Consider the following 17,332-nt stretch of genomic DNA (forward strand, 5'->3'; position numbering starts at 1 on the left):
GGGCGCGGCGCGGACCGGGTGAGGACGCGGCGCGGATGCCTCAGCATTGCCCGGCGATCGACGCCAGTACGGCAGCGGCCACCGGCTCGTACGCGGGATGCGGCGATCCGCCGAGGAAGATGTCCGTGGTCATCCGGAACAGCAGCGCGCGGGCGAGCAGGTGCGCAAAGCCCGGATCTGGGCTGATCGAATCGAGCACACTCACCGGCGCTCCCTCGAACGCGACCAGGTCCACTGCCAGCACAGCCACCGACCACTCGATCGGACGAACGAACAGGGACAGGTCGATCACTGCGGGCGGCAGGGCCGGATGCAGAAGGGTGTTACCGGCCAGGTCCCCGTGCACCACCTGACCCTCGGGCGCCTGACCGGTGTCGCCGGGTGCAGCGTCCGCCGCCCGGACGAGCGGATGGTCGGCGAGCGGCGCGGCGCCGCCCTCACCCCAGGCTGCCCGGTCCGCGCGCGCCCACGGGTCGTTGCGGCGCGGCAGCTGGCGGGGGTCGATCGGCGCCAAGGTACGGGCGCAGACGCGCGCGGCTTCAGCCCGCTCCGCCCACCGGGCCACCGGCTGATCCCCGGCCAGCCACGCCGTGGCCGCCCACCCGTGCACCAGCACAGCCCCAGCATCGGAGGGCACCGGGAACGCGAGCCGGACTCCGGTATCGGTCACCGCCGGCCGGGCGACCTCGTACAGCCAGCGCAGTGTCGGTTCCTCCTCGGCTCCGGCCGGCTTGAACACCAGCCCACCGGCCCGCCACGAGCTGCCCTGCCCACCGGAAAGCGGAACCGGCGTCCCCTGGACACCGAAGGCCGCCAGTACCGATGGCGGCGGCGGAGTCAGTGCCGCAACTGGCGGCACGCCGGTCGGCGGCCAGCTCATGCCCCGGTGCGGTGCCGGACCCAGACGTTCGGCTCGGTGTAGGTGGCCGTGCCGTGCCAGGTGTCGCAGTGCACCGGCCTCAGCGCGCCGGGCACCTCGACCTCGCCACTGGCATCGAACGGCAGCCCGGTCCAGCGCCGCCATTCGGCGAGAGTGCCGGCCACCACCATCGATCGCGGTGCGACCTTCTCGATCCGACCGCCGGCACGCACGTGCACCCGCAGCCAGGGATCGGCCGGCAACCCGTCCTCGCGGGTCCGCCAGGCGTACCGAGACATCGGCTCGCGGAGATCGTCCTTCCCGGTCGGGCGCACCGGAACCACCAGATCGGCGTAGCCGTGCCGGGCAGCGTTCTCCCGCACCGCGGTGAGCATCTGGGCGGACAGGCCTTGGCCCTGCTTCCCGGCGAGCACGAGGATCTCCAGAGCGGCGAGTGCGTTCGGTGTGCCACCGGTGAGCCGGGCATGCAGCCCACGGCCGATCGCCCCGTCCCATCCGTCGTCGGGCAGCTCACCCTCAGCCAGCAGCACGGGAATAGCGTGCGCCTTGGCCACCACCTCGCCGCTCTCGTCCTGACCGATGAGCACATGCTCACCGAACTGCTGCAGCACAGCCGGCGCGTAGTACAGATCACCGAACGGGTCCCGCCGGATGAACTCTGGCCACGGATTGGCCATCGCCAGCAGGGCCTCGAGCAGATCAGGGCGCTCGGCCAGGGTGGACGTTGTCAACTGCATGGGCACACCCTCGCACACGACCGCGCCGCACAGCATCGGAGATTCCGGCGCAGTCACCACCCACCGGAGGTTGGCTGCTCCCAGGCCCACGCTGCGTTATCCCGCGTTGTGCGCATCCCGCCAGGCGAGCGCTGTGCGCACCTCGTCCAGGTCGTACTCCGGGCCGGTCGAACCGATGGTGAACAGACCGGCTCCGGCCGCAACGAACTCCCCAGCCTGCTCCACACCGGGCCACGCCGCCGAGCGCGCGATCTCCGCCGGGTCCCGGGCCACGTCCACGCAGTGCGCGTCGAGAATTCGGCTCTTATGGCTGAACGTGGCCAGGTCGCCGAAGGCGTGCCAGATGTTCGCGTACTGGGCCACCAGGCGCAGGGTCTTGCGCTCCCCGCCGCCACCGATCAGTAGCGGCAGCGGGCCCAGGGGCCGCGGGTTCAGCCGGGCGAGCCGGTCGGTGATCCGCGGCAGATAGTCCCCCAGCAGCGCGATCCGGGACCCCGGGGTACCGAACTCGTAGCGGTACTCGTCGTAGTCCTTCTCGTTCCAGCCGGCACCAATGCCGAGGATCAGCCGACCGCTGCTGATGTGGTCCACGGTGCGGGCCATATCCGCGAGCAGATCCGGGTTGCGGTAGCCGCCACCGGTCACCAGCGTGCCGATCCGGACCCGCTCGGTCTGCTCGGCCCAGGCCCCGAGCATCGTCCAGGCCTCGAAGTGGTATCCATCGTGGTCGCCTTGCAGCGGAAAGAAGTGGTCCCAGTTGAAGATCACGTCCACGCCGAGGTCCTCGGCGCGCAGCACCGCGCCCCTCATCCGGGAGTAGTCGGCGGCGTGTTGGGGCTGCAGTTGAACGGCAATCTCGACGGGCATCGGCACTTCCTTCTCTCCAGGGTCACTCTGCGGTCGATCAACAGGTCTGGTCAGCTTTCGAACGGGACTCACTCGATGGTGACGCCGCCGCTGGTGGGCACCAGCTCCACCCAGGTATTTCCGGGGGCGAGCGCAACCGGCTCGCCGTCGAACGTCATCTCGAGCGGGTCGGCGTCCGCGTCTTTGCTCCACTGGCAGGCGAGGCTGCGCCCTCCTGCAGCCACGATCGCGTCCCCGCTGCCGGACAGTTCGGTCTCCGGCACGCTCGCACCCGAAGGATCCACGAAGGAGGTGGTCACGATCTCGACCCGAAGCACCACCACGTTGACGGCGGTGATCCGCCCGGCATCGGTCGTCACCGCGTCCGCGCCGCCCTCGGAGCGCAGCCAGACCTTCGCCTCGGCGTCCCAGCTCCAGCTCGGCGTCGCCGATGGGAAGGAGCAGCGAATGCTCCGGGCCCGGTCCCCTTCGGTGACGGCAGTGGCTTCGCCGGCGGCCTCGGCGAAGGCGAACTGCTCCGGCGGCGAGTCCTTGTGGTCACCGTCCGCGTTCTCCAGGAATACCTGCGGGGCGCCGAGCAGGTTGTGCGGGGCGTACCGCTCGGCAGTGCGGGAGAAACCGGGCGAGCCGAGATCGTGCGAGAACAGCTGCAGCCCCGCGTCTCGGAGCGCGTTCACGAACGGCGCCTGCCCGCCGGAGAAGACCATCAGTCCGCCATAGGGGGCGGCGATCGCCGGATCCATCGGCCGCACCGAGCGCACCGGGCCGAACGTCTCCGGAAGCTGGGAGTGGTACACCGCCCCGAACCGGGTGATGCCCCCTTCGACCATCTCCTCCCAGACCACGTCGGCCTCCTGCAGCCCGGTCTGCGGGCGGGCGGCAGCTGAGTTCTCGATCTTCACCGTCATCGCCGGCCGGTCCACGATGTCGCCGGTCGCCCCGGTCAGCGGCCAGGTCGGCTCCGGGGTGGGGCTGGGCGTCGGACTCGGCGTGGGGCTGGGCGTGGTCCGCGTCTTCGGAACGCCGTCATTGCACCCGGCCAACAGTCCCACCGGTCCGAGGAGTGCCGCCGCGGCGAGGACCTGACGGCGTGAGGCCGGCCGCTGCGAGATGGTCACCGGCCAACACTACGCCGCCTACGCTTGCTGCTATGCCGCAGACACGGGTCGAACCAGAGTTCGAGACGCTGCTGCAGGGACTGGAACGGGCTCTCGGTGGTGGCCCGCCGGTGCTCCTGGCGCAGGTGGACCCCGCACGGCTTGCCGAGCACCCGGAGGTGGCGCTGGTCCTGGCCACGTCCGGCTCGAGCACCGGGCAGGGCCGGCCGGTGGGACTGTCCGCTGCCGCGCTGCGCGCCAGCGCCCGCGGCACCGAGGAACGCTTGGCCGGCCCGGGCCAATGGCTGCTCACCCTCCCGCCGCAGCACGTGGCCGGCATCCAGGTGCTCGCCCGCTCGGTGCTGGCCGGTACCACCCCGGTGCGTACCGCGCCGGGGGCGTTTCGCCCGGAGGCACTCGCCGAGACCATCGCTGAGATGCGCACCGACGTGCCGCGGTACGTCTCCCTCGTGCCCACCCAGCTGGTCCGGGTGGTGCGCAGCGAGACCGCCCTCGCCGCCTTGCGTAGCTGTGCCGCGGTGCTGGTCGGTGGCGCCGCCACGGCGACGGCGGTCCTCACCCGTGCGCGGGAGTCCGGTGTTCGGGTGGTCACCACCTATGGGATGACCGAGACCTGCGGGGGCTGTGTGTACGACGGCGTCCCTCTCCCAGGTGCGCAGGTGCGCCTGGGCGGGTCCGGCCGGGTGCTGCTCGCCGGTCCGATCCTCGCCGAGGGATACCTGGACGGAGGGCCACAGCCGTTCACCGAGATCGATGACACGCGATGGCTCCGCACGGGTGACGCCGGCATCCTCAGCGACGGTGTGCTCACGCTGGCCGGCCGGATCGACGACGTGATCGTCACCGGTGGGGTGAACGTGCACCCGGCGGCAGTGGAGCAGGAGCTGGCGGACCTCGCCGCAGTCGCGGAGGTGTGTGTGGTGGGTGTTCCCGACCCGGAGTGGGGCGAGCTGCTCACCGCCGTGGTGGTGCCCGCGGCCGGACGTGAAGTGTCGCTGGAACTGTTGCGCGCCCGCACTGGGGGCGGTCCGAGCGCACCCCGAGCCGCGGTCACGGTGGCAGAGCTTCCGCTTCGCGGCCCAGGAAAGACCGACCGCCGGGCGGTCGCCGAGCTCGCTGCCAGCCAGCTCGCCCGGGGGCGTGGACAGCGACACTGAGCCCCCTCCTCCCCGGGGTATTGTGCTGCTCGCCCCGACGAACGGAAGTGTGATGCCCTCCCTGCGTGCCTGGCTCGATGGCGCACGTCCTCGTACGCTGCCGGCCGCCGTGGCCCCGGTGCTGGCCGGCACCGGAGCGGCCGCGCTGGAGCAGTCGGCCTCAGCCGGCAGAGCGCTGTTGGCGGCCGGTGTGGCGCTGGCGCTGCAGGTCGCGGTGAACTTTGCCAACGACTACTCCGACGGGGTGCGCGGCACCGATGATGTGCGCGTGGGCCCGACCCGGCTCACCGCCTCCGGCGCCGTGGCACCGGCGGCGGTGAAGCGCGCAGCGATGCTCTCGTTCGCGGTGGCCGCCGTGTTCGGGGTGGCCCTGTGCGCGGTCTCCGGGCAGTGGTGGCTGCTCGCTGTGGGCGCGGTCTGCGTGGCCGCCGCCTGGTTCTACACCGGTGGACGGCGACCGTACGGCTACGCGGGCCTGGGCGAGGTGAGTGTGTTCGTCTTCTTCGGCCTGGTTGCCACCCTGGGCACCACCTACACCCAGGCCGGCCGAATCACCGCGCCGGCGGTGCTGGCGGCATGCGGGATCGGGTTCCTCGCCTGCGCACTGCTGATGGTGAACAACATCCGCGACATCCCTACCGACCGTGAGGCGGGCAAGTTCACCCTGGCGGTCCGGGTCGGCGAGACCTGGGCCCGGCGGGGCTATGCGGCCTTCCTCGCACTCGGTGTACTCGGCCCGGTACTGATCGCGTTCTGGGCACCGTTGGCGCTGCTGCTGATGATCGCCGTGATCCCGGTGGTGGTGCTGTCCGGCCGGGTGCTCGGTGGCGCGACCGGACGAGATCTGATCCTGGTGCTACGGGACACCGGGTTCCTGGAACTAGCCGTCGGCCTTGGGGTGCTCGTCACGCTGCTCGTCTGAGCCGGCTGAGTCGCGGGTGCCCGAGCCGCGCGGTTCGTCTGGCTCGGCCGCTTCCTCGCCGAGCGGGGCGTCCTCGTCGTCGGCATCCGGGGCGAGCCGGTCCTCTTCCTCACCGAGCAGGGCATCCTCATCGTCGGCATCCGAAGCGATCCGATCCTCCCACCCGGTCTTCCCGCGCCCACGGGAGGCCAGCCACTCGGCCGAGGCACGGCGAAACTTGTCCAGCAGCACGTAGGAAAGCCCGGCGCCGACCAGCACCGCGGCAACCACCAGAAGCACTCCGCGCATCCCGGCCAGGTAGAGACCACCGCCCGCCGCGACGATCAACAGGATGCGAAGCAGGCTGTAGACGAGTACGGGCATGCCACACAGCGTAGGCTCAGGTCATGAGGTTTCTCGTCGTCCTGGCAGTGATCGCGATCACGGTCTACTCCGTGATCGATTGCGCACGCGCCGAGGACCGGCAGCGCAGGGGGCTACCCGCGTGGCTGTGGGTAACCGTGATCGTCGTGCTCCCCGGAGTGGGTGGCCTCGTCTGGCTGCTGGTCAGCCGGACGGCACCGGACCCGCGGCCACGTGGATACGCGCGGCCGAGCCGCCCGGTGGCCCCGGACGACGATCCGGACTTTCTGGCTGGACTGGCGCGGCAGACTCCTCGGGAGAGCCCCCAGGCGCCCGCACCGGACGTCCCAGAGACACCGGAGGAGTCCGGTTCAGAGCGAGACCAGAGCAGTTCCGAGCGTGACGACCCCGACGAGGATCGCGAGCAGAGGGGCAAGCCGAACAGTGAGGATGGCGAGCAGCCGACCCGCGAGGACCGCGGCCGGCGCAGCCCGGAGTAGTCGGTCTCCCTCAGCACTGCCGTAGGCGCGAGGGTCGGAGTCGTAGGATTGCAGGTCGACGCAGCCCAGTGATTGCGCGTTGAGCCGACGGTCGCCGCCTCGCATCACTCCGTCGGCGAGTCGGTCACTGCCTCCTGAACCTTCTCGATCAACTCCTGGGTTTGGCGAAGGTCGGCCGCCCCTAGCTCGGTGCCCACCCGATCTGCCCACTGCTTCTGGGCGACTGCGATCTCCGCGATCGCTAGCCGCCCCTCGTCGGTCGGGCAGATCAGCTTGGCGCGCTTGTGCTCGGGGTTGGCCTGGTACTCGGCGAGCCCCTCGGCGACTAGCAGATCCGCGACGCGTTGGACGCTCTGCCGGGCCATGCCGCGACCTCTGGCGATCTGGGCGACGGTGGCCGGTGCGTCCATCGCCATGTCGAGCACCACCCAGCGGGCGAGTGAGAGCCCCGAGACCCCCGCGAGCTCTTCGCCGATAGCGCTCACCCGCCCGCCCAGTTGTGCGATCGCGACGACCAGGCCGGTGAACAGGTCCCCTTCTGACGTCCGGGGCGGACGCTCATTCTTCTTGACAGCGTGCTGTCGTTCTCCTAGGCTTCGTGACATGACAGCATACTGTCACATGATTTCATCACCGTCATGACGACACACGGGAGCGACCCGATGGACCAGCAGATGACCACTCACCACCCCGTCACCGACACCTCCGTGACCGACGACTCTGTCACCGACGTCGTGGCAGCCGACAGCCCCGCAGACACCTCGATCCGCCCGTTTCGGATCGACGTCCCACAGTCCCAACTGGACGACCTCGTCAGCCGGCTGGGGCGAACCCGCTGGCCCGACGAGCTCTCGGGCGCCGGGTGGGACCGCGGGGTCCCCCTCGCCTATCTGCGGGAGCTAGTCGAGTACTGGGCGACGTCCTACGACTGGCGGGCTCAAGAATCACGACTGAACACCCTCTCGCAGTTCAAGACCACCATCGACGGCCAGGACATCCATTTCCTGCATGTCCGTTCACCGGAGCCGGGAGCGCTGCCATTGATCGTGACCCACGGATGGCCCAGCTCGGTCGCCGAGTTCCAGGACATCGTCGGCCCGTTGTCCGACCCGAGAGCCAATGGTGCGGACCCGGCAGATGCCTTCGATCTGGTGATTCCGGCACTACCAGGATTCGGCTTCTCCGGGCCGACCACCGCACCCGGATGGACCTGCGCCCGCACGGCGCGGGCATGGGCAGTACTGATGGGGCGACTGGGTTATGACCGCTACGGCGCCCAAGGCGGCGACTTCGGCGCCCTCATCTCCCCGGAGCTCGGCCGGGTCGATGCTGAACACGTCGTCGGCGTGCACCTGAACGCCGCTTCGGTCGGCTTCATCCCGTGGGGAGGGGTCGACGCGCAGACGACGGCGGAGATGACGGATCGCGAACTCGCAACTCTCGGCCGGCTTGAGCAGTTTCTGGGCGAGGGAAACGCCTACTTCCAGGTCCAGGCCACCCGACCGCAAACCCTCGCATACGCCCTCACGGACTCGCCGGTCGGGCAGTTGGCCTGGATCGTCGACAAGTTCGCGGCCTGGACCCACACCACGACGGGCTGTCCGGAGGATGCGGTCGACCGGGACGCGATGCTGACCGCGGTCATGTTCTACTGGCTCACCGGAACTGCGGGCTCGGCGGCCCGGCTGTACTACGAGAACATGCACTCCACGCCCGAGTGGGGACAGGCGCCTTCGCCAACGCCGATCGGCGTGGCCAACTTCGCTGAAGACGTGGCATTCCGCCGATTCGGTGAACGAGGCAACAACATCGTGCACTGGACCGACTTCGACACCGGCGGCCATTTCGCCGCCCTGGAGACTCCGGATCTGCTGGTGAAGGATGTCCGCACCTTCTTCCGCCCACTCCGCTGACGGCATCGGGCTCCAATCCGGAGCGGGACGTCCAACGGCTCGCCCAGCGCTCGCGCTGCCGGCACCGCGTCGTGGCTAGTCAGGGTGAAGCGGATCGTCGGAGTCCGGCCGGCCGGCCGCCCCGGCGAACACCACTACCAGGTCGACCGCCGGAACCGGCTCGCGATCTGTTCCGCACACTGGTCGGCAGACCAATGCCGGTCAGCGTGACCGGGGCCCTCCACCTCAGCGGAGGTAGGTTCGCGGGATGGAGGCACGTTGCCACTTCCCTCCGATCCCCAAGGTTACCTCCGATGGGGTGGGAGGTGCGGGGTGGGAGGTGCCGCGCGGATCAGAGCCGGAGGGTCAGAGCCCGGAGTAGGAGTGCCGGCCGTCGAAGAAGATGTTCACCACGTAGAAGTTGGCGAGCAGAGCGACGAAGCCGGCCAGGGCGAAGTAGGCGAACCGCTGCGCCGCCCAGCCGGTGGTGACCCGCGCGTGCAGGTAGGCCGCGTAGATCACCCAGATCACAAAGCTCCAGGTCTCCTTCGGATCCCACCCCCACGGCCGGCCCCAGGCATGCTCGGCCCAGACCGCACCAGCCACCACAGTGAACGTCCAGGCCACGAACGCCACCGCGTTCAACCGATAGGCGAACCGCTCCAGGTCCGCTGCCGCCGGGAGCGGATCGAGCACTCGGTCCAGCACCGTCGGACCGCTGCGGGCCCGCGCCGGAGCCACCGCGAGACTACCGCCGCCAGGACCCCGCTCGCCCACGGGAGCACCGTTGCCCCGGCCAGATCCGCCGCCACCAGAAGCTCCGCCGTCGCCATCAGCCGAACCATCCCCGCCTGGAACGATCGCCGGAGTCGGCTCGTCCGCACGCGCCTCCCGGCGTCCCTTGACCAGCTGCACCACCGAGGTGAGCGCACTCAGGCCGAACAGCCCCGTGGCCAAGGTGGCCACCGAGACGTGGATCACCAACCAGTAGCTGTCCAGCGCGGGCTGCACGCCGTCGGCCTCCACAAACAGCACTGCCGTGGCGAGGAACAGCGCCAAGAATGCCAGCAGCGCGACACCGACCCCGAGGTAGCGGATGTCCTTGCGCCGCTGGATCCCGACGAACAGCGCCACCAGGAAGAACGTGAACATCAGGGTGAACTCGTACATGTTCGCCCACGGCACCCGGCCAGCGGCCACTCCGCGAAGCACGATCGCCACGAAGTGCACCAGCACCGCGAGCCAGATCACGGACATGCCGATCCCAGCAGCACGCCGGCGCCGGTCCGGTTTGGCGCCGACGCCCAGGGCGGACACATCCACGGCGAACGCCACCATAGCCACCACGTAGCAGGCCATCGCGCCGTACACCAGCAAGGTGCTCACGGCGCCGAGTTCGGTGTTCACGGTCTCTCCTTCGTCTGCTCCGTGGCAGGTTCATCCTCGCTGAGCGGGGCAAGCACCCGATCGAGCTCACGCCGCAACCCGGGGTCGTCACCGCGGGCCAATGCTGCCGCCGTGACCACTGTAGCCCCGCCCGGGCCGGGGATGATTCGGGCCCAGATCCGCCGCCGCGGCAGGAACAACGAACCGGTGAGCCCGGCGATCGCGATCCCGGCGAACAGCCCCATCCACAGGATCGAGGGGTCGTAGCGCACATCGAGTGCGGCGAACCGCGGAATGTCGTTCAGGGTGATCGTGCCCAGGCCGTCCGGCAGATCGACGCTCTCCCCCGGCCGGAGCGTGATCCGGGCCGCCTCGGCCGGGTCCTCCGGATCGGGGACGGCGGTCAGCCCAGCGGTGTCCAGCGTGTACAGGTTCTGCGGGACGCCGTCGTCCAGGCCAAGGTTCCCGGTGTACAGGTTCAGCATCAGCACCGGGTCCATCAGCTCCGGATAGCTGGAGGTGATCGGGGTGCCGTCCGAGGCGACGGCCGCCGTGGGCAGCAGGCTGCCGCTGAAGCCGAGCTGCTCCAGCCCGTCAGCGGTGTCCGGCACCATGATCGCGCCGTTGGAGGTGTACCCGGCGTCGCCGCTAGGCAGGAAGATCACCGGCCCGGAGAAGGCCACCTCACCGGAGGCGTCGGTCACGGTCACGTCCGGGGCGTAGCCGTTGCCGGAAAGGTAGACCCGGGTGGAGTTCGTCTCCAGCGGATGGTTCAACCGGAGCAGATGATCCCTGCTGTTCCCGTCCGGGCTGAGCAGAGAGATGTCCGCGATGAAGTCCCGGGGCTGTGCGTCCTCGGTGAATACGGAGCTGAAGTCGTTCAGCCGGACCCGGAACGGTTCCATCGCCTCAGCGTCGTACCAGGCACCGGTGTCGAAGGAGTCGTAGTCCACCGGGGAGTTGACGAACGTGCGGCCCTCGATGATCACGATCTGCCCGCGGTAGTGCACCAGCTGCCCCCACGCGGTCACCACCAGCAGACCGACCAGGGCCAGGTGGAAGATCAGGTTGCCGGTCTCCCGCCCGGTGCCACGTTCGGCGGAGACGGTGTGGATCGTGCGCTCCCGGCCGGCCGCGGTGGTCACCGACTCGGTGCCCCATACCCGGCGGTAGCGCCGGCCCATCGTGCCGGCGAGCGCCTCCTGCACCTGGTCCGGTGTCAGCTCGGTGCGCAGCTCGGTGCGGACCGGGAACCGGGCGAACCGGCGCGGCACCCGGGTGGGGTTGGCGCGCAGGCTCTTCAGGTGGGAGACGGTGCGCGGGATGATGCAGCCGATCAGGGAGATGAACAGCAGCAGGTAGACCGCGGAGAACCACGGCGAGGAGAAGACGTCGAACAGGTGCAGATTGTCCAGCACCGGGGCCGTGTCGGGGTGGTCGCGGTAGTACTGCACCACCGCGTTCGGGTCCGAGGAGCGCTGCGGGAAGAATGCACCGGGCAGGGCCACTGCCGCCAGCAGCAGGAGCAGCATCAACGCCACCCGCATGCTGGTCAGCTGCCGCCAGGTCCAGCGCAGCCAGCCCTTGACGCCGAGTGCCGCTCCCCGAGGCGGCCGTCCCGAGCCAGTGGGCTTCTCCTCCACCAGGGTCTCGCCGCTGCCGCTCTTCAGCCCTTCGGGCCGGTAGCTTCCCATCAGCGCACCACCCTCACACCACCGTGGTGAAGCCGTCGATCAGGCCCTGCAGCCAGCCGGCCCACCGGGACCAGAGCCCGGTCACCAGCGCCAGGCCGAGCAGGATGAGCACTCCCCCGCCGGCGCGCATGATCACCAGCCGGTGCCGGCGCAGGAAGGCCACCATCCGGGTCGAGGACTTCAGCCCCATCGCCACCAGGATGAACGGCAGGCCGAGGCCGAGGCAGTAGAGCAGCACCAGTACCAGTGCCCGCACCGGGTCACCACCGCCCACCGCCAGGGACTGCACCGCGGCCAGGGTGGGGCCGATGCAGGGCGCCCAGCCGAGGCCGAACACGATCCCGAGCAGCGGTGCACCCCATACCCCGGCGCGTGGGGAGATGTGCAGCCGGCGTTCGCGTTGCAGGAACGGCATCGCGCCGAGGAACGCCAGGCCGAGCAGGATCACCAGTACGCCGAGTACCCGGGTGATCACGTCCTGCCAGCGGAACAGGGTGATCCCGATCGAGGTGAGCGCCATCGTGGCGAGGGTGAACACCAGGGTGAACCCGGCCACGAAGCCGAGCACACCGAGCACCAGGCGGGCCCGGGACCCACTGCCCTTACCGGCCGGGTCCGCCCCGACCATGCCACCGAGGTAGCCGAGATAGCCCGGTACCAGCGGCAGCACGCACGGTGAGGCGAAGGAGATGAAGCCGGCGAGCAGAGCCACCGGGGCAGCTGCGAGCAGTGATCCGGAGAAGACCACCTCGGCGAGGGAGGAGCCCCAGGCGGCCACGGGGGTCACACCTCCTCCGCCAGGGTGTCGTCGATCAGCGCACGCAGTGTGCCCGGTTGCACCTGACCGATGATCCGGCCCGACACCCGGCCCTCCTGGTCCAGCACTACAGTGGACGGCATGGCGCGCAGCGGCACCACGCCCTGCATCGCGGCGACGCCCTCGGCGTCGGTGTCGTTCAGGCTCGGGTAGGGCACCTCGAAGGAGCGTTCGAAGGCCAGGGCGGTGCCGGCGTCGTCGGTGTGGTTCACCCCGAGCAGGTGCACGTCCTGGTCGGCGTAGTCAGTGGCGACGGCGGCCAGGTCGGGCGCCTCCGCCCGGCAGGGTGGGCAGGCGGCGTACCAGAAGTTCACCACGACCACGTCCCCGCGCCAGTCGGCCAGGTCGATCTGCTCCTCGTCGTAGGTGGTGCCGGCCAGCTCGACCGGTGCACCGCGCTCCTCGGCCGGCCAGGTCTCGATGCTGCCGTCACCGGAGACGTACCCGGCCTCGACACCGTCGGCCGGGTCATCCTCAGCTGCGGCACAGCCGGTGAGCAGAGCGAGAGCGCACAGTGCCGCAGCGACCGTGCGCAGTGCGCCACCACCCGGGCGAACGTGCCGGCCCGTGCGACCGGCGCGCGCTTGAGTGCTCGCACCACTACCCGGGTGAACGCCTCTGGATCCGCCGGCCCGCGCGCGTGCCCTGAGCCGGACCGGACCACCCACCCGGGGAGGCGGGTCGGTCACGGAAGCACCGCCGTCGAGGGGTCTGGGAGGAGATCCCGGCAGGGTTCGGAGTAGTCCAGGGCGACCAGGGTGCCGTCCTCGAAGGTGAGGCTGGTCAGCGAGGCGAGCGTGCACCGGCGGCGGCGCGGGTCGTGGATCATCGACCGTCCCTCGAGGGTGCGCCGCACGACCCAGATCGGCAGCTGGTGGGAGACCAGCACGGCCTCGTGCCCGGCGGCGTGGCGCTTCGCCTCTCGGATCGCAGCGAACATCCGCTCCGCCTGCTCCAGGTACGGCTCACCCCAGGAGGGCCGGCCCGGGTTCACCAGCTTGGGCCAGTACCGCGGGTCGAGCAGCAGGCTGGGGTCCTTGCCCACGGAGGTGCCCTCGAAGTAGTTCACCGCTTCGATCAGCCGGCCGTCGGTGTCGATATCGAGGCCGAATGTCTCGGCAAGCGGGGTGGCGGTCTCCTGGGCGCGCTGCAGCGGTGAAGCGGCCAGGTAGACGAGGTCTGCCTCGCGTGCGTCAAAGGTACTGGCGATCCGCCCGGCCATGGTCCGCCCCCGTTCGGAGAGCCCGAAACCCGGCCGGCGCCCGTAGAGCACCCGTTCGGGGTTGAAGACCTCGCCGTGCCGGAGCAGATGAACAGTGGTACGCACCATGACCCCAGTCTCGCAAACCTTCCTGGGTGCTCCGCGCCACCGGCCCGCGGCTCAGCCGTCGCGCCGCAGCGGGCGCGGGTCAGGAAGTGGGCTCGGGTTCGTGCTCGTCGGCGTCCAGGGCGGCACCGATGGTCTCGAAGATCCCCCCGAGCCGGGTGAAGTCCTCCGGCTCGAGCACGTCCACCAGCCGCGCGCGAACCGACGCCACATGGTGCGGTGCGGCGGCCACCAGCCGCGCGTAGCCGTCATCGGTGAGCAGGCAGTCCACGCCGCGCCGATCGCCGACGCTGGACCGGCGCAGCACCAGGCCGGCCTGCTCCATCCGGCGCACCGTGTGGGTGAGCCTGGACCGGGACGCCACCACCTGCTCGGCGAGCTGAGACATCCGCAGGCTGCGGTCCTCGGCCTCGCTGAGCCGCACCAACACCTCGTACTCGCTCATCGAGAGGCGGGCGGTCTCTTCCAGGTCCCGTTCCAAGGCGTTCAGCAGGGCCCAGCTGCCGATCAGGAACGTGCGCCAGTGCTGTTGCTGCTCGCTGTCGAGCCAAAGTGCGTCCCGGCTCACACCCGATCTCCTTTCCCTACCTCTTGACATCAGCGTAGAGGATCGTCATAGTAATTACTACAACGTTCAACCATTCAATGCGCAACCACACGAGGAGCACACCACTATGAGCACCATCCCCGTCGGCACTTTCGCCATCGACGCCGCCCACAGCGAGGTCGGCTTCATCGTCCGGCACTCCGGTATCGCCAAGGTGCGCGGCCGGTTCACCGACTTCAACGGTTCGTTCACCGTCGCCGAGAACTTCGCCGACTCCAGCGCACAGGTCACCATCCAGGCCGCCTCGGTGCACACCGGCAACGAGCAGCGCGACGGCCACCTGCGCAGCGCCGACTTCTGGAACGCCGAGGCGACCCCGGAGTGGACCTTCGTCAGCACCTCGGTCTCCGGCAGCGGCGAGGAGTTCGTCCTGGGCGGTGACCTGACCATCAACGGCGTGACCAAGCCGGTCGCCCTGGACGTGGAGGTCAACGGCGCGATCGGCGCCGAGGGCGAGGAGCAGGTCGGCCTCAGCATCAGCACCGAGATCTCCCGCAAGGAGTTCGGCCTGACCTGGAACGTGGCCCTCGAGGGCGGCGGCCTGCTGGTCGGCGACAAGGTGAAGATCGTCATCGAGATCGAGGCTGCTCGCGAGACCGCGAACGTCTGACCACCAGCCCTCAGGCGCCAGCCGGTCAGCCCAGGGAGCGACCCCCGGGCGCCAGACGATCGTCTGAGTACTGGATGCACATCTGAGGACCGAAGTTTCGGTCCTCAGATGTCCAGAAGGTACTCAGACACCCGCGCAGCGCAATGAAACCGGCCCACTCGGAGATCATCCGGGTGGGCCGGTTTCGTCGTGCTCGGCGCAGTCAGTCCAGTGCGGCGCGCAGGCGGTCGGGCTCGATCTGGTGGTAGCCGACCTGCTCGCCGTCGACCAGCACCACCGGTACCAGCTCGCCGTAGCGCTGGGCGAGGTCGGGGTCCTCGTCCACGTTCACCTCGGCCCAGGTCTCGCCTCGGTGGTCGCAGACGGCGCGCACCACCCGCCGGGCGTTCTCACAGAGGTGGCAGCCGGGCCGGCCGAGGAGTTGTACACGTGCGCTCATAGGTTCTCCCTCTGCTCAGGTGCTGCCGAGGAGCCCACTCACCGCGCGACGGCGGTGCTCACCTGGGCGCTCAGCCGTCACCGGGGCTGGTCCGAGCCCACCCGGGCGCCGGCGGCAGCCAGCCACGTGCCGGCACAGCCGGGCAACTGGAGGGCGCGGCCGGGCCGGGCGGGTAGCTGTGGCAGCGGGACGCCGCCGGGTGCTACTTCTTGTTACGACGCTGGTGACGGGTCTTGCGAAGCATCTTGCGGTGCTTCTTCTTGGCCATACGCTTGCGGCGCTTCTTGATGACTGAACCCACGGGACCTCGCTACGAATCTACGGATGGCGCGAACGGCTCGCACCACAGTGGAACAAGGGGATATCTTACCGGCTCGGATCCGCCCCTCACGCCTCGCGTGAACGACCCCTGCGCTAGCCGGCCCGCGCGGCGGGCCGCCCGGCACCCGAGTACCGCTCAACGCCCGACGGCGGACTGCCCTTCGCCGAAGTCGAGCCCGTCGGAGAGCATCTTCTCCACAGCCGCCTGTGGCACCCGGTAGGACTTCCCCACCCGGATCGCCGGCAGCTCGCCGGAGTGCACCATCCGATACACGGTCATCCGGGACACCCGAGCCATCTCCGCCACCTCGGCGACAGTCAGGAACCGTGGCGCGGCGGCGGCGTCTGCCATGGCCTTGGTTCCTCTCCGGGCTCGCGGTGGGATGACATGTCGGGAGCCGATGCCGGTCCCCAACCAATCATCCTAGAGGGTTTTCGTGCGGAATTGGAACTCCCCCGACGATCAGTCGGCCGTCATCGGCTCCAGACCGTGGTGCGGAAAGGCCGCCCGCCGGGTGGCCATGATCGCCCGATCGACGGGGTCTGCGGGGTCGTAACCGTCCAGCCACGGGCGGAACGAGACATCCCCGACCTCACCCATCGTGGTCGGCACTTCCGCTCCGGTCAGCTTCCCAGCGAGCTGCTGCCACGAGGCTGGGATCTCCGTGTCGGACGGGAAGTGGCGGCCGAGGCTGATCGCCACCAGATGGGACCACACGCGAGGCACCGTCCAGACCAGGTCGTAGCCGCCCCCTCCGGTCGCCAACCACCGGCCGCCGGCGTGATCTGCGGCCCAGCCGGAGATCAGTTCCGCGGCGGCCCGTTGAGCGTCGACGGAGACCTCCAACGCGGTCAGTGGGTCCCGGGCGTGGGTGTCGCACCCGTGCTGGCTGACCAGCACCTGCGGAGCGAACTCCCGTGCCACCGGCCCGGCGACGGCCTCGATCCCGCGGAGCCAGCCACGGTCGGACGTGCCCGGCGGCAGAGACAGGTTGATCGCGCTGCCGCGCGCGTCCGCTCCGCCGATATCCTGGGCGAACCCGGTGCCCGGGAACAGCGTCTGCCCGCTCTGGTGCACGGAGAGCGTCACCACCCGGGGCTCGTTCCAGAAGATCCGTTCCACGCCGTCGCCGTGGTGGGCGTCCACGTCGATGTAGAGCACCCGCTCGCAGCCGTTGGCCAGCAGCCAGGCGATCGACGCGGCGACGTCGTTGTATACGCAGAAACCGGCGGCCCGGGAGGCCATCGCGTGGTGCATACCGCCGGCCAGGCTGACCGCATGCGCCGGGCGCTCGCCCCAGACAGCACGCGCGCCGGCCACAGTGGCGCCGACGATCCGGGCCGAGGCCTCGTGCATCTGCGGAAAGATGGGATCGTCGTCGGTGCCCAGACCCCTGGCCCGGTCCGGTGTGCCGGCGCTGGCTGCCCGCACCGCTCGCACATAGGCGGCCTCGTGCACGGTGGTGAGCGTGGCATCGTCGGCCACCTCGGCCGGGACCAGGTGCAGGTCCGAGTCCTCCAGCAGCCCGAGCGCTGCCAACAGTTCGAAGGTCAGCTTCAACCGCACCGGGGCCATCGGGTGGCTGGCGCCGAAGTCGTAGCCGAGCAGGCTCTCGCTCCAGGGCAGGGTCACGGACATGCAGGTCACCGTATCGGTGTTGCCCACGGCATGGCGCCGGAGCGCGTGGCACAGTATGCAACGACCATCGATGCGTA

At 70.0% G+C, this 17,332-nt stretch carries 21 protein-coding genes; 5 read left to right on the forward strand and 16 right to left on the reverse strand.

From position 1 onward, the window contains the following. Nucleotides 1-40: 40 nt before the first annotated feature. The 4 genes from FU260_RS20000 to FU260_RS20015 all read right to left on the reverse strand — a co-directional run bounded on the left by FU260_RS20000 (nt 41) and on the right by FU260_RS20015 (nt 3,602). On the reverse strand, nt 41-880 hold the full coding sequence (locus FU260_RS20000) for a TIGR02569 family protein (protein ID WP_147918645.1): 840 nt from the start codon (nt 878-880) through the stop codon (nt 41-43). Beyond that, nucleotides 877-1,617: an N-acetyltransferase gene (locus FU260_RS20005; RefSeq protein WP_147918646.1), complete on the reverse strand. Its 741-nt coding sequence runs from the start codon at nt 1,615-1,617 to the stop codon at nt 877-879. Before FU260_RS20005 ends, FU260_RS20000 begins: the two co-directional genes overlap by 4 nt. 96 nt (nt 1,618-1,713) lie before the next feature. After that, nucleotides 1,714-2,484 (reverse strand): LLM class F420-dependent oxidoreductase, encoded by a 771-nt coding sequence (locus FU260_RS20010; RefSeq protein WP_147918647.1) that lies wholly within the window; start codon nt 2,482-2,484, stop codon nt 1,714-1,716. 68 nt (nt 2,485-2,552) lie between these two features. Then, nucleotides 2,553-3,602 carry a DUF3048 domain-containing protein gene (locus FU260_RS20015; protein WP_147918648.1) on the reverse strand — a complete coding sequence of 350 codons (1,050 nt, stop codon included), beginning with the start codon at nt 3,600-3,602 and terminating at the stop codon, nt 2,553-2,555. Between the two features lie 32 nt (nt 3,603-3,634). On the opposite strand from FU260_RS20015, the gene FU260_RS20020 reads away from it, so the two are divergent. Together FU260_RS20020 and FU260_RS20025 are read left to right on the forward strand one after the other, a co-directional pair. Further along, entirely contained in the window at nt 3,635-4,759 is a 1,125-nt protein-coding gene (locus FU260_RS20020) for an AMP-binding protein (RefSeq protein WP_147918649.1), read from the forward strand. Nucleotides 4,760-4,811: 52 nt separating this feature from the next. Next, a complete protein-coding gene (locus tag FU260_RS20025) occupies nt 4,812-5,681 on the forward strand; it encodes a 1,4-dihydroxy-2-naphthoate polyprenyltransferase (RefSeq protein WP_147918650.1) in 870 nt (289 codons plus the stop codon). Here the strand turns inward: FU260_RS20025 and FU260_RS20030 are convergent. After that, on the reverse strand, nt 5,640-6,044 hold the full coding sequence (locus FU260_RS20030) for a DUF4229 domain-containing protein (RefSeq protein WP_147918651.1): 405 nt from the start codon (nt 6,042-6,044) through the stop codon (nt 5,640-5,642). The two genes, FU260_RS20025 and FU260_RS20030, sit on opposite strands and share 42 nt — an antisense overlap. 23 nt (nt 6,045-6,067) lie before the next feature. Between FU260_RS20030 and FU260_RS20035 the strand changes: the two genes are divergently transcribed. Next, nucleotides 6,068-6,523 (forward strand): PLD nuclease N-terminal domain-containing protein, encoded by a 456-nt coding sequence (locus FU260_RS20035; RefSeq protein WP_147918652.1) that lies wholly within the window; start codon nt 6,068-6,070, stop codon nt 6,521-6,523. Between the two features lie 104 nt (nt 6,524-6,627). Here the strand turns inward: FU260_RS20035 and FU260_RS20040 are convergent, their stop codons facing one another. Beyond that, nucleotides 6,628-7,128, reverse strand: a complete 501-nt coding sequence (locus FU260_RS20040; protein WP_147918653.1) for a MarR family winged helix-turn-helix transcriptional regulator — start codon at nt 7,126-7,128, stop codon at nt 6,628-6,630. Nucleotides 7,129-7,161: 33 nt separating this feature from the next. Here FU260_RS20040 and FU260_RS20045 point away from each other — a divergent pair, with 33 nt between their 5' ends. Next, nucleotides 7,162-8,436, forward strand: coding sequence for an epoxide hydrolase family protein (locus FU260_RS20045; protein ID WP_235912401.1), 1,275 nt, complete (start codon nt 7,162-7,164; stop codon nt 8,434-8,436). A gap of 345 nt (nt 8,437-8,781) precedes the next feature. Here FU260_RS20045 and ccsB read toward each other — a convergent pair whose 3' ends face one another. From ccsB to FU260_RS20075, 6 genes are all read right to left on the reverse strand, one after another. Beyond that, entirely contained in the window at nt 8,782-9,822 is a 1,041-nt protein-coding gene (ccsB, locus tag FU260_RS20050) for a c-type cytochrome biogenesis protein CcsB (protein ID WP_147918654.1), read from the reverse strand. Then, entirely contained in the window at nt 9,819-11,495 is a 1,677-nt protein-coding gene (gene resB / locus FU260_RS20055) for a cytochrome c biogenesis protein ResB (protein ID WP_147918655.1), read from the reverse strand. The genes ccsB and resB overlap by 4 nt, the downstream gene beginning before the upstream one ends. Nucleotides 11,496-11,508: 13 nt before the next feature. Beyond that, nucleotides 11,509-12,282 (reverse strand): cytochrome c biogenesis CcdA family protein, encoded by a 774-nt coding sequence (locus tag FU260_RS20060; protein ID WP_235912402.1) that lies wholly within the window; start codon nt 12,280-12,282, stop codon nt 11,509-11,511. Continuing rightward, nucleotides 12,279-13,001, reverse strand: a complete 723-nt coding sequence (locus FU260_RS20065) for a TlpA family protein disulfide reductase (protein WP_244951251.1) — start codon at nt 12,999-13,001, stop codon at nt 12,279-12,281. The genes FU260_RS20060 and FU260_RS20065 overlap by 4 nt, the downstream gene beginning before the upstream one ends. Then, on the reverse strand, nt 12,998-13,642 hold the full coding sequence (locus tag FU260_RS20070) for a histidine phosphatase family protein (RefSeq protein ID WP_147918656.1): 645 nt from the start codon (nt 13,640-13,642) through the stop codon (nt 12,998-13,000). Before FU260_RS20070 ends, FU260_RS20065 begins: the two co-directional genes overlap by 4 nt. 79 nt (nt 13,643-13,721) lie before the next feature. Then, on the reverse strand, nt 13,722-14,207 hold the full coding sequence (locus FU260_RS20075; protein ID WP_235912404.1) for a MarR family winged helix-turn-helix transcriptional regulator: 486 nt from the start codon (nt 14,205-14,207) through the stop codon (nt 13,722-13,724). A 106-nt stretch (nt 14,208-14,313) separates the two neighbouring features. Between FU260_RS20075 and FU260_RS20080 the strand changes: the two genes are divergently transcribed. Further along, the gene (locus FU260_RS20080; RefSeq protein ID WP_147918658.1) at nt 14,314-14,856 is read left to right on the forward strand and encodes a YceI family protein; all 543 of its coding nucleotides are present in this window, start codon (nt 14,314-14,316) and stop codon (nt 14,854-14,856) included. 202 nt (nt 14,857-15,058) lie between these two features. Here FU260_RS20080 and FU260_RS20085 read toward each other — a convergent pair whose 3' ends face one another. From FU260_RS20085 to FU260_RS20100, 4 genes are all read right to left on the reverse strand, one after another. Next, nucleotides 15,059-15,295, reverse strand: coding sequence for a glutaredoxin family protein (locus FU260_RS20085; RefSeq protein WP_147918659.1), 237 nt, complete (start codon nt 15,293-15,295; stop codon nt 15,059-15,061). 202 nt (nt 15,296-15,497) lie between these two features. Further along, nucleotides 15,498-15,596, reverse strand: a complete 99-nt coding sequence (locus FU260_RS20090; protein WP_084480631.1) for a 30S ribosomal protein bS22 — start codon at nt 15,594-15,596, stop codon at nt 15,498-15,500. A 156-nt stretch (nt 15,597-15,752) separates the two neighbouring features. Then, the gene (locus tag FU260_RS20095; protein ID WP_147918660.1) at nt 15,753-15,968 is read right to left on the reverse strand and encodes a helix-turn-helix domain-containing protein; all 216 of its coding nucleotides are present in this window, start codon (nt 15,966-15,968) and stop codon (nt 15,753-15,755) included. A gap of 111 nt (nt 15,969-16,079) precedes the next feature. Then, nucleotides 16,080-17,255 carry an acetoin utilization protein AcuC gene (locus FU260_RS20100; protein WP_147918661.1) on the reverse strand — a complete coding sequence of 392 codons (1,176 nt, stop codon included), beginning with the start codon at nt 17,253-17,255 and terminating at the stop codon, nt 16,080-16,082. Between the last annotated feature and the right edge of the window lie 77 nt (nt 17,256-17,332).

Origin of the sequence: Ruania zhangjianzhongii (genome assembly GCF_008000995.1) — a bacterium.
GTDB lineage: Bacteria > Actinomycetota > Actinomycetes > Actinomycetales > Beutenbergiaceae > Ruania > Ruania zhangjianzhongii.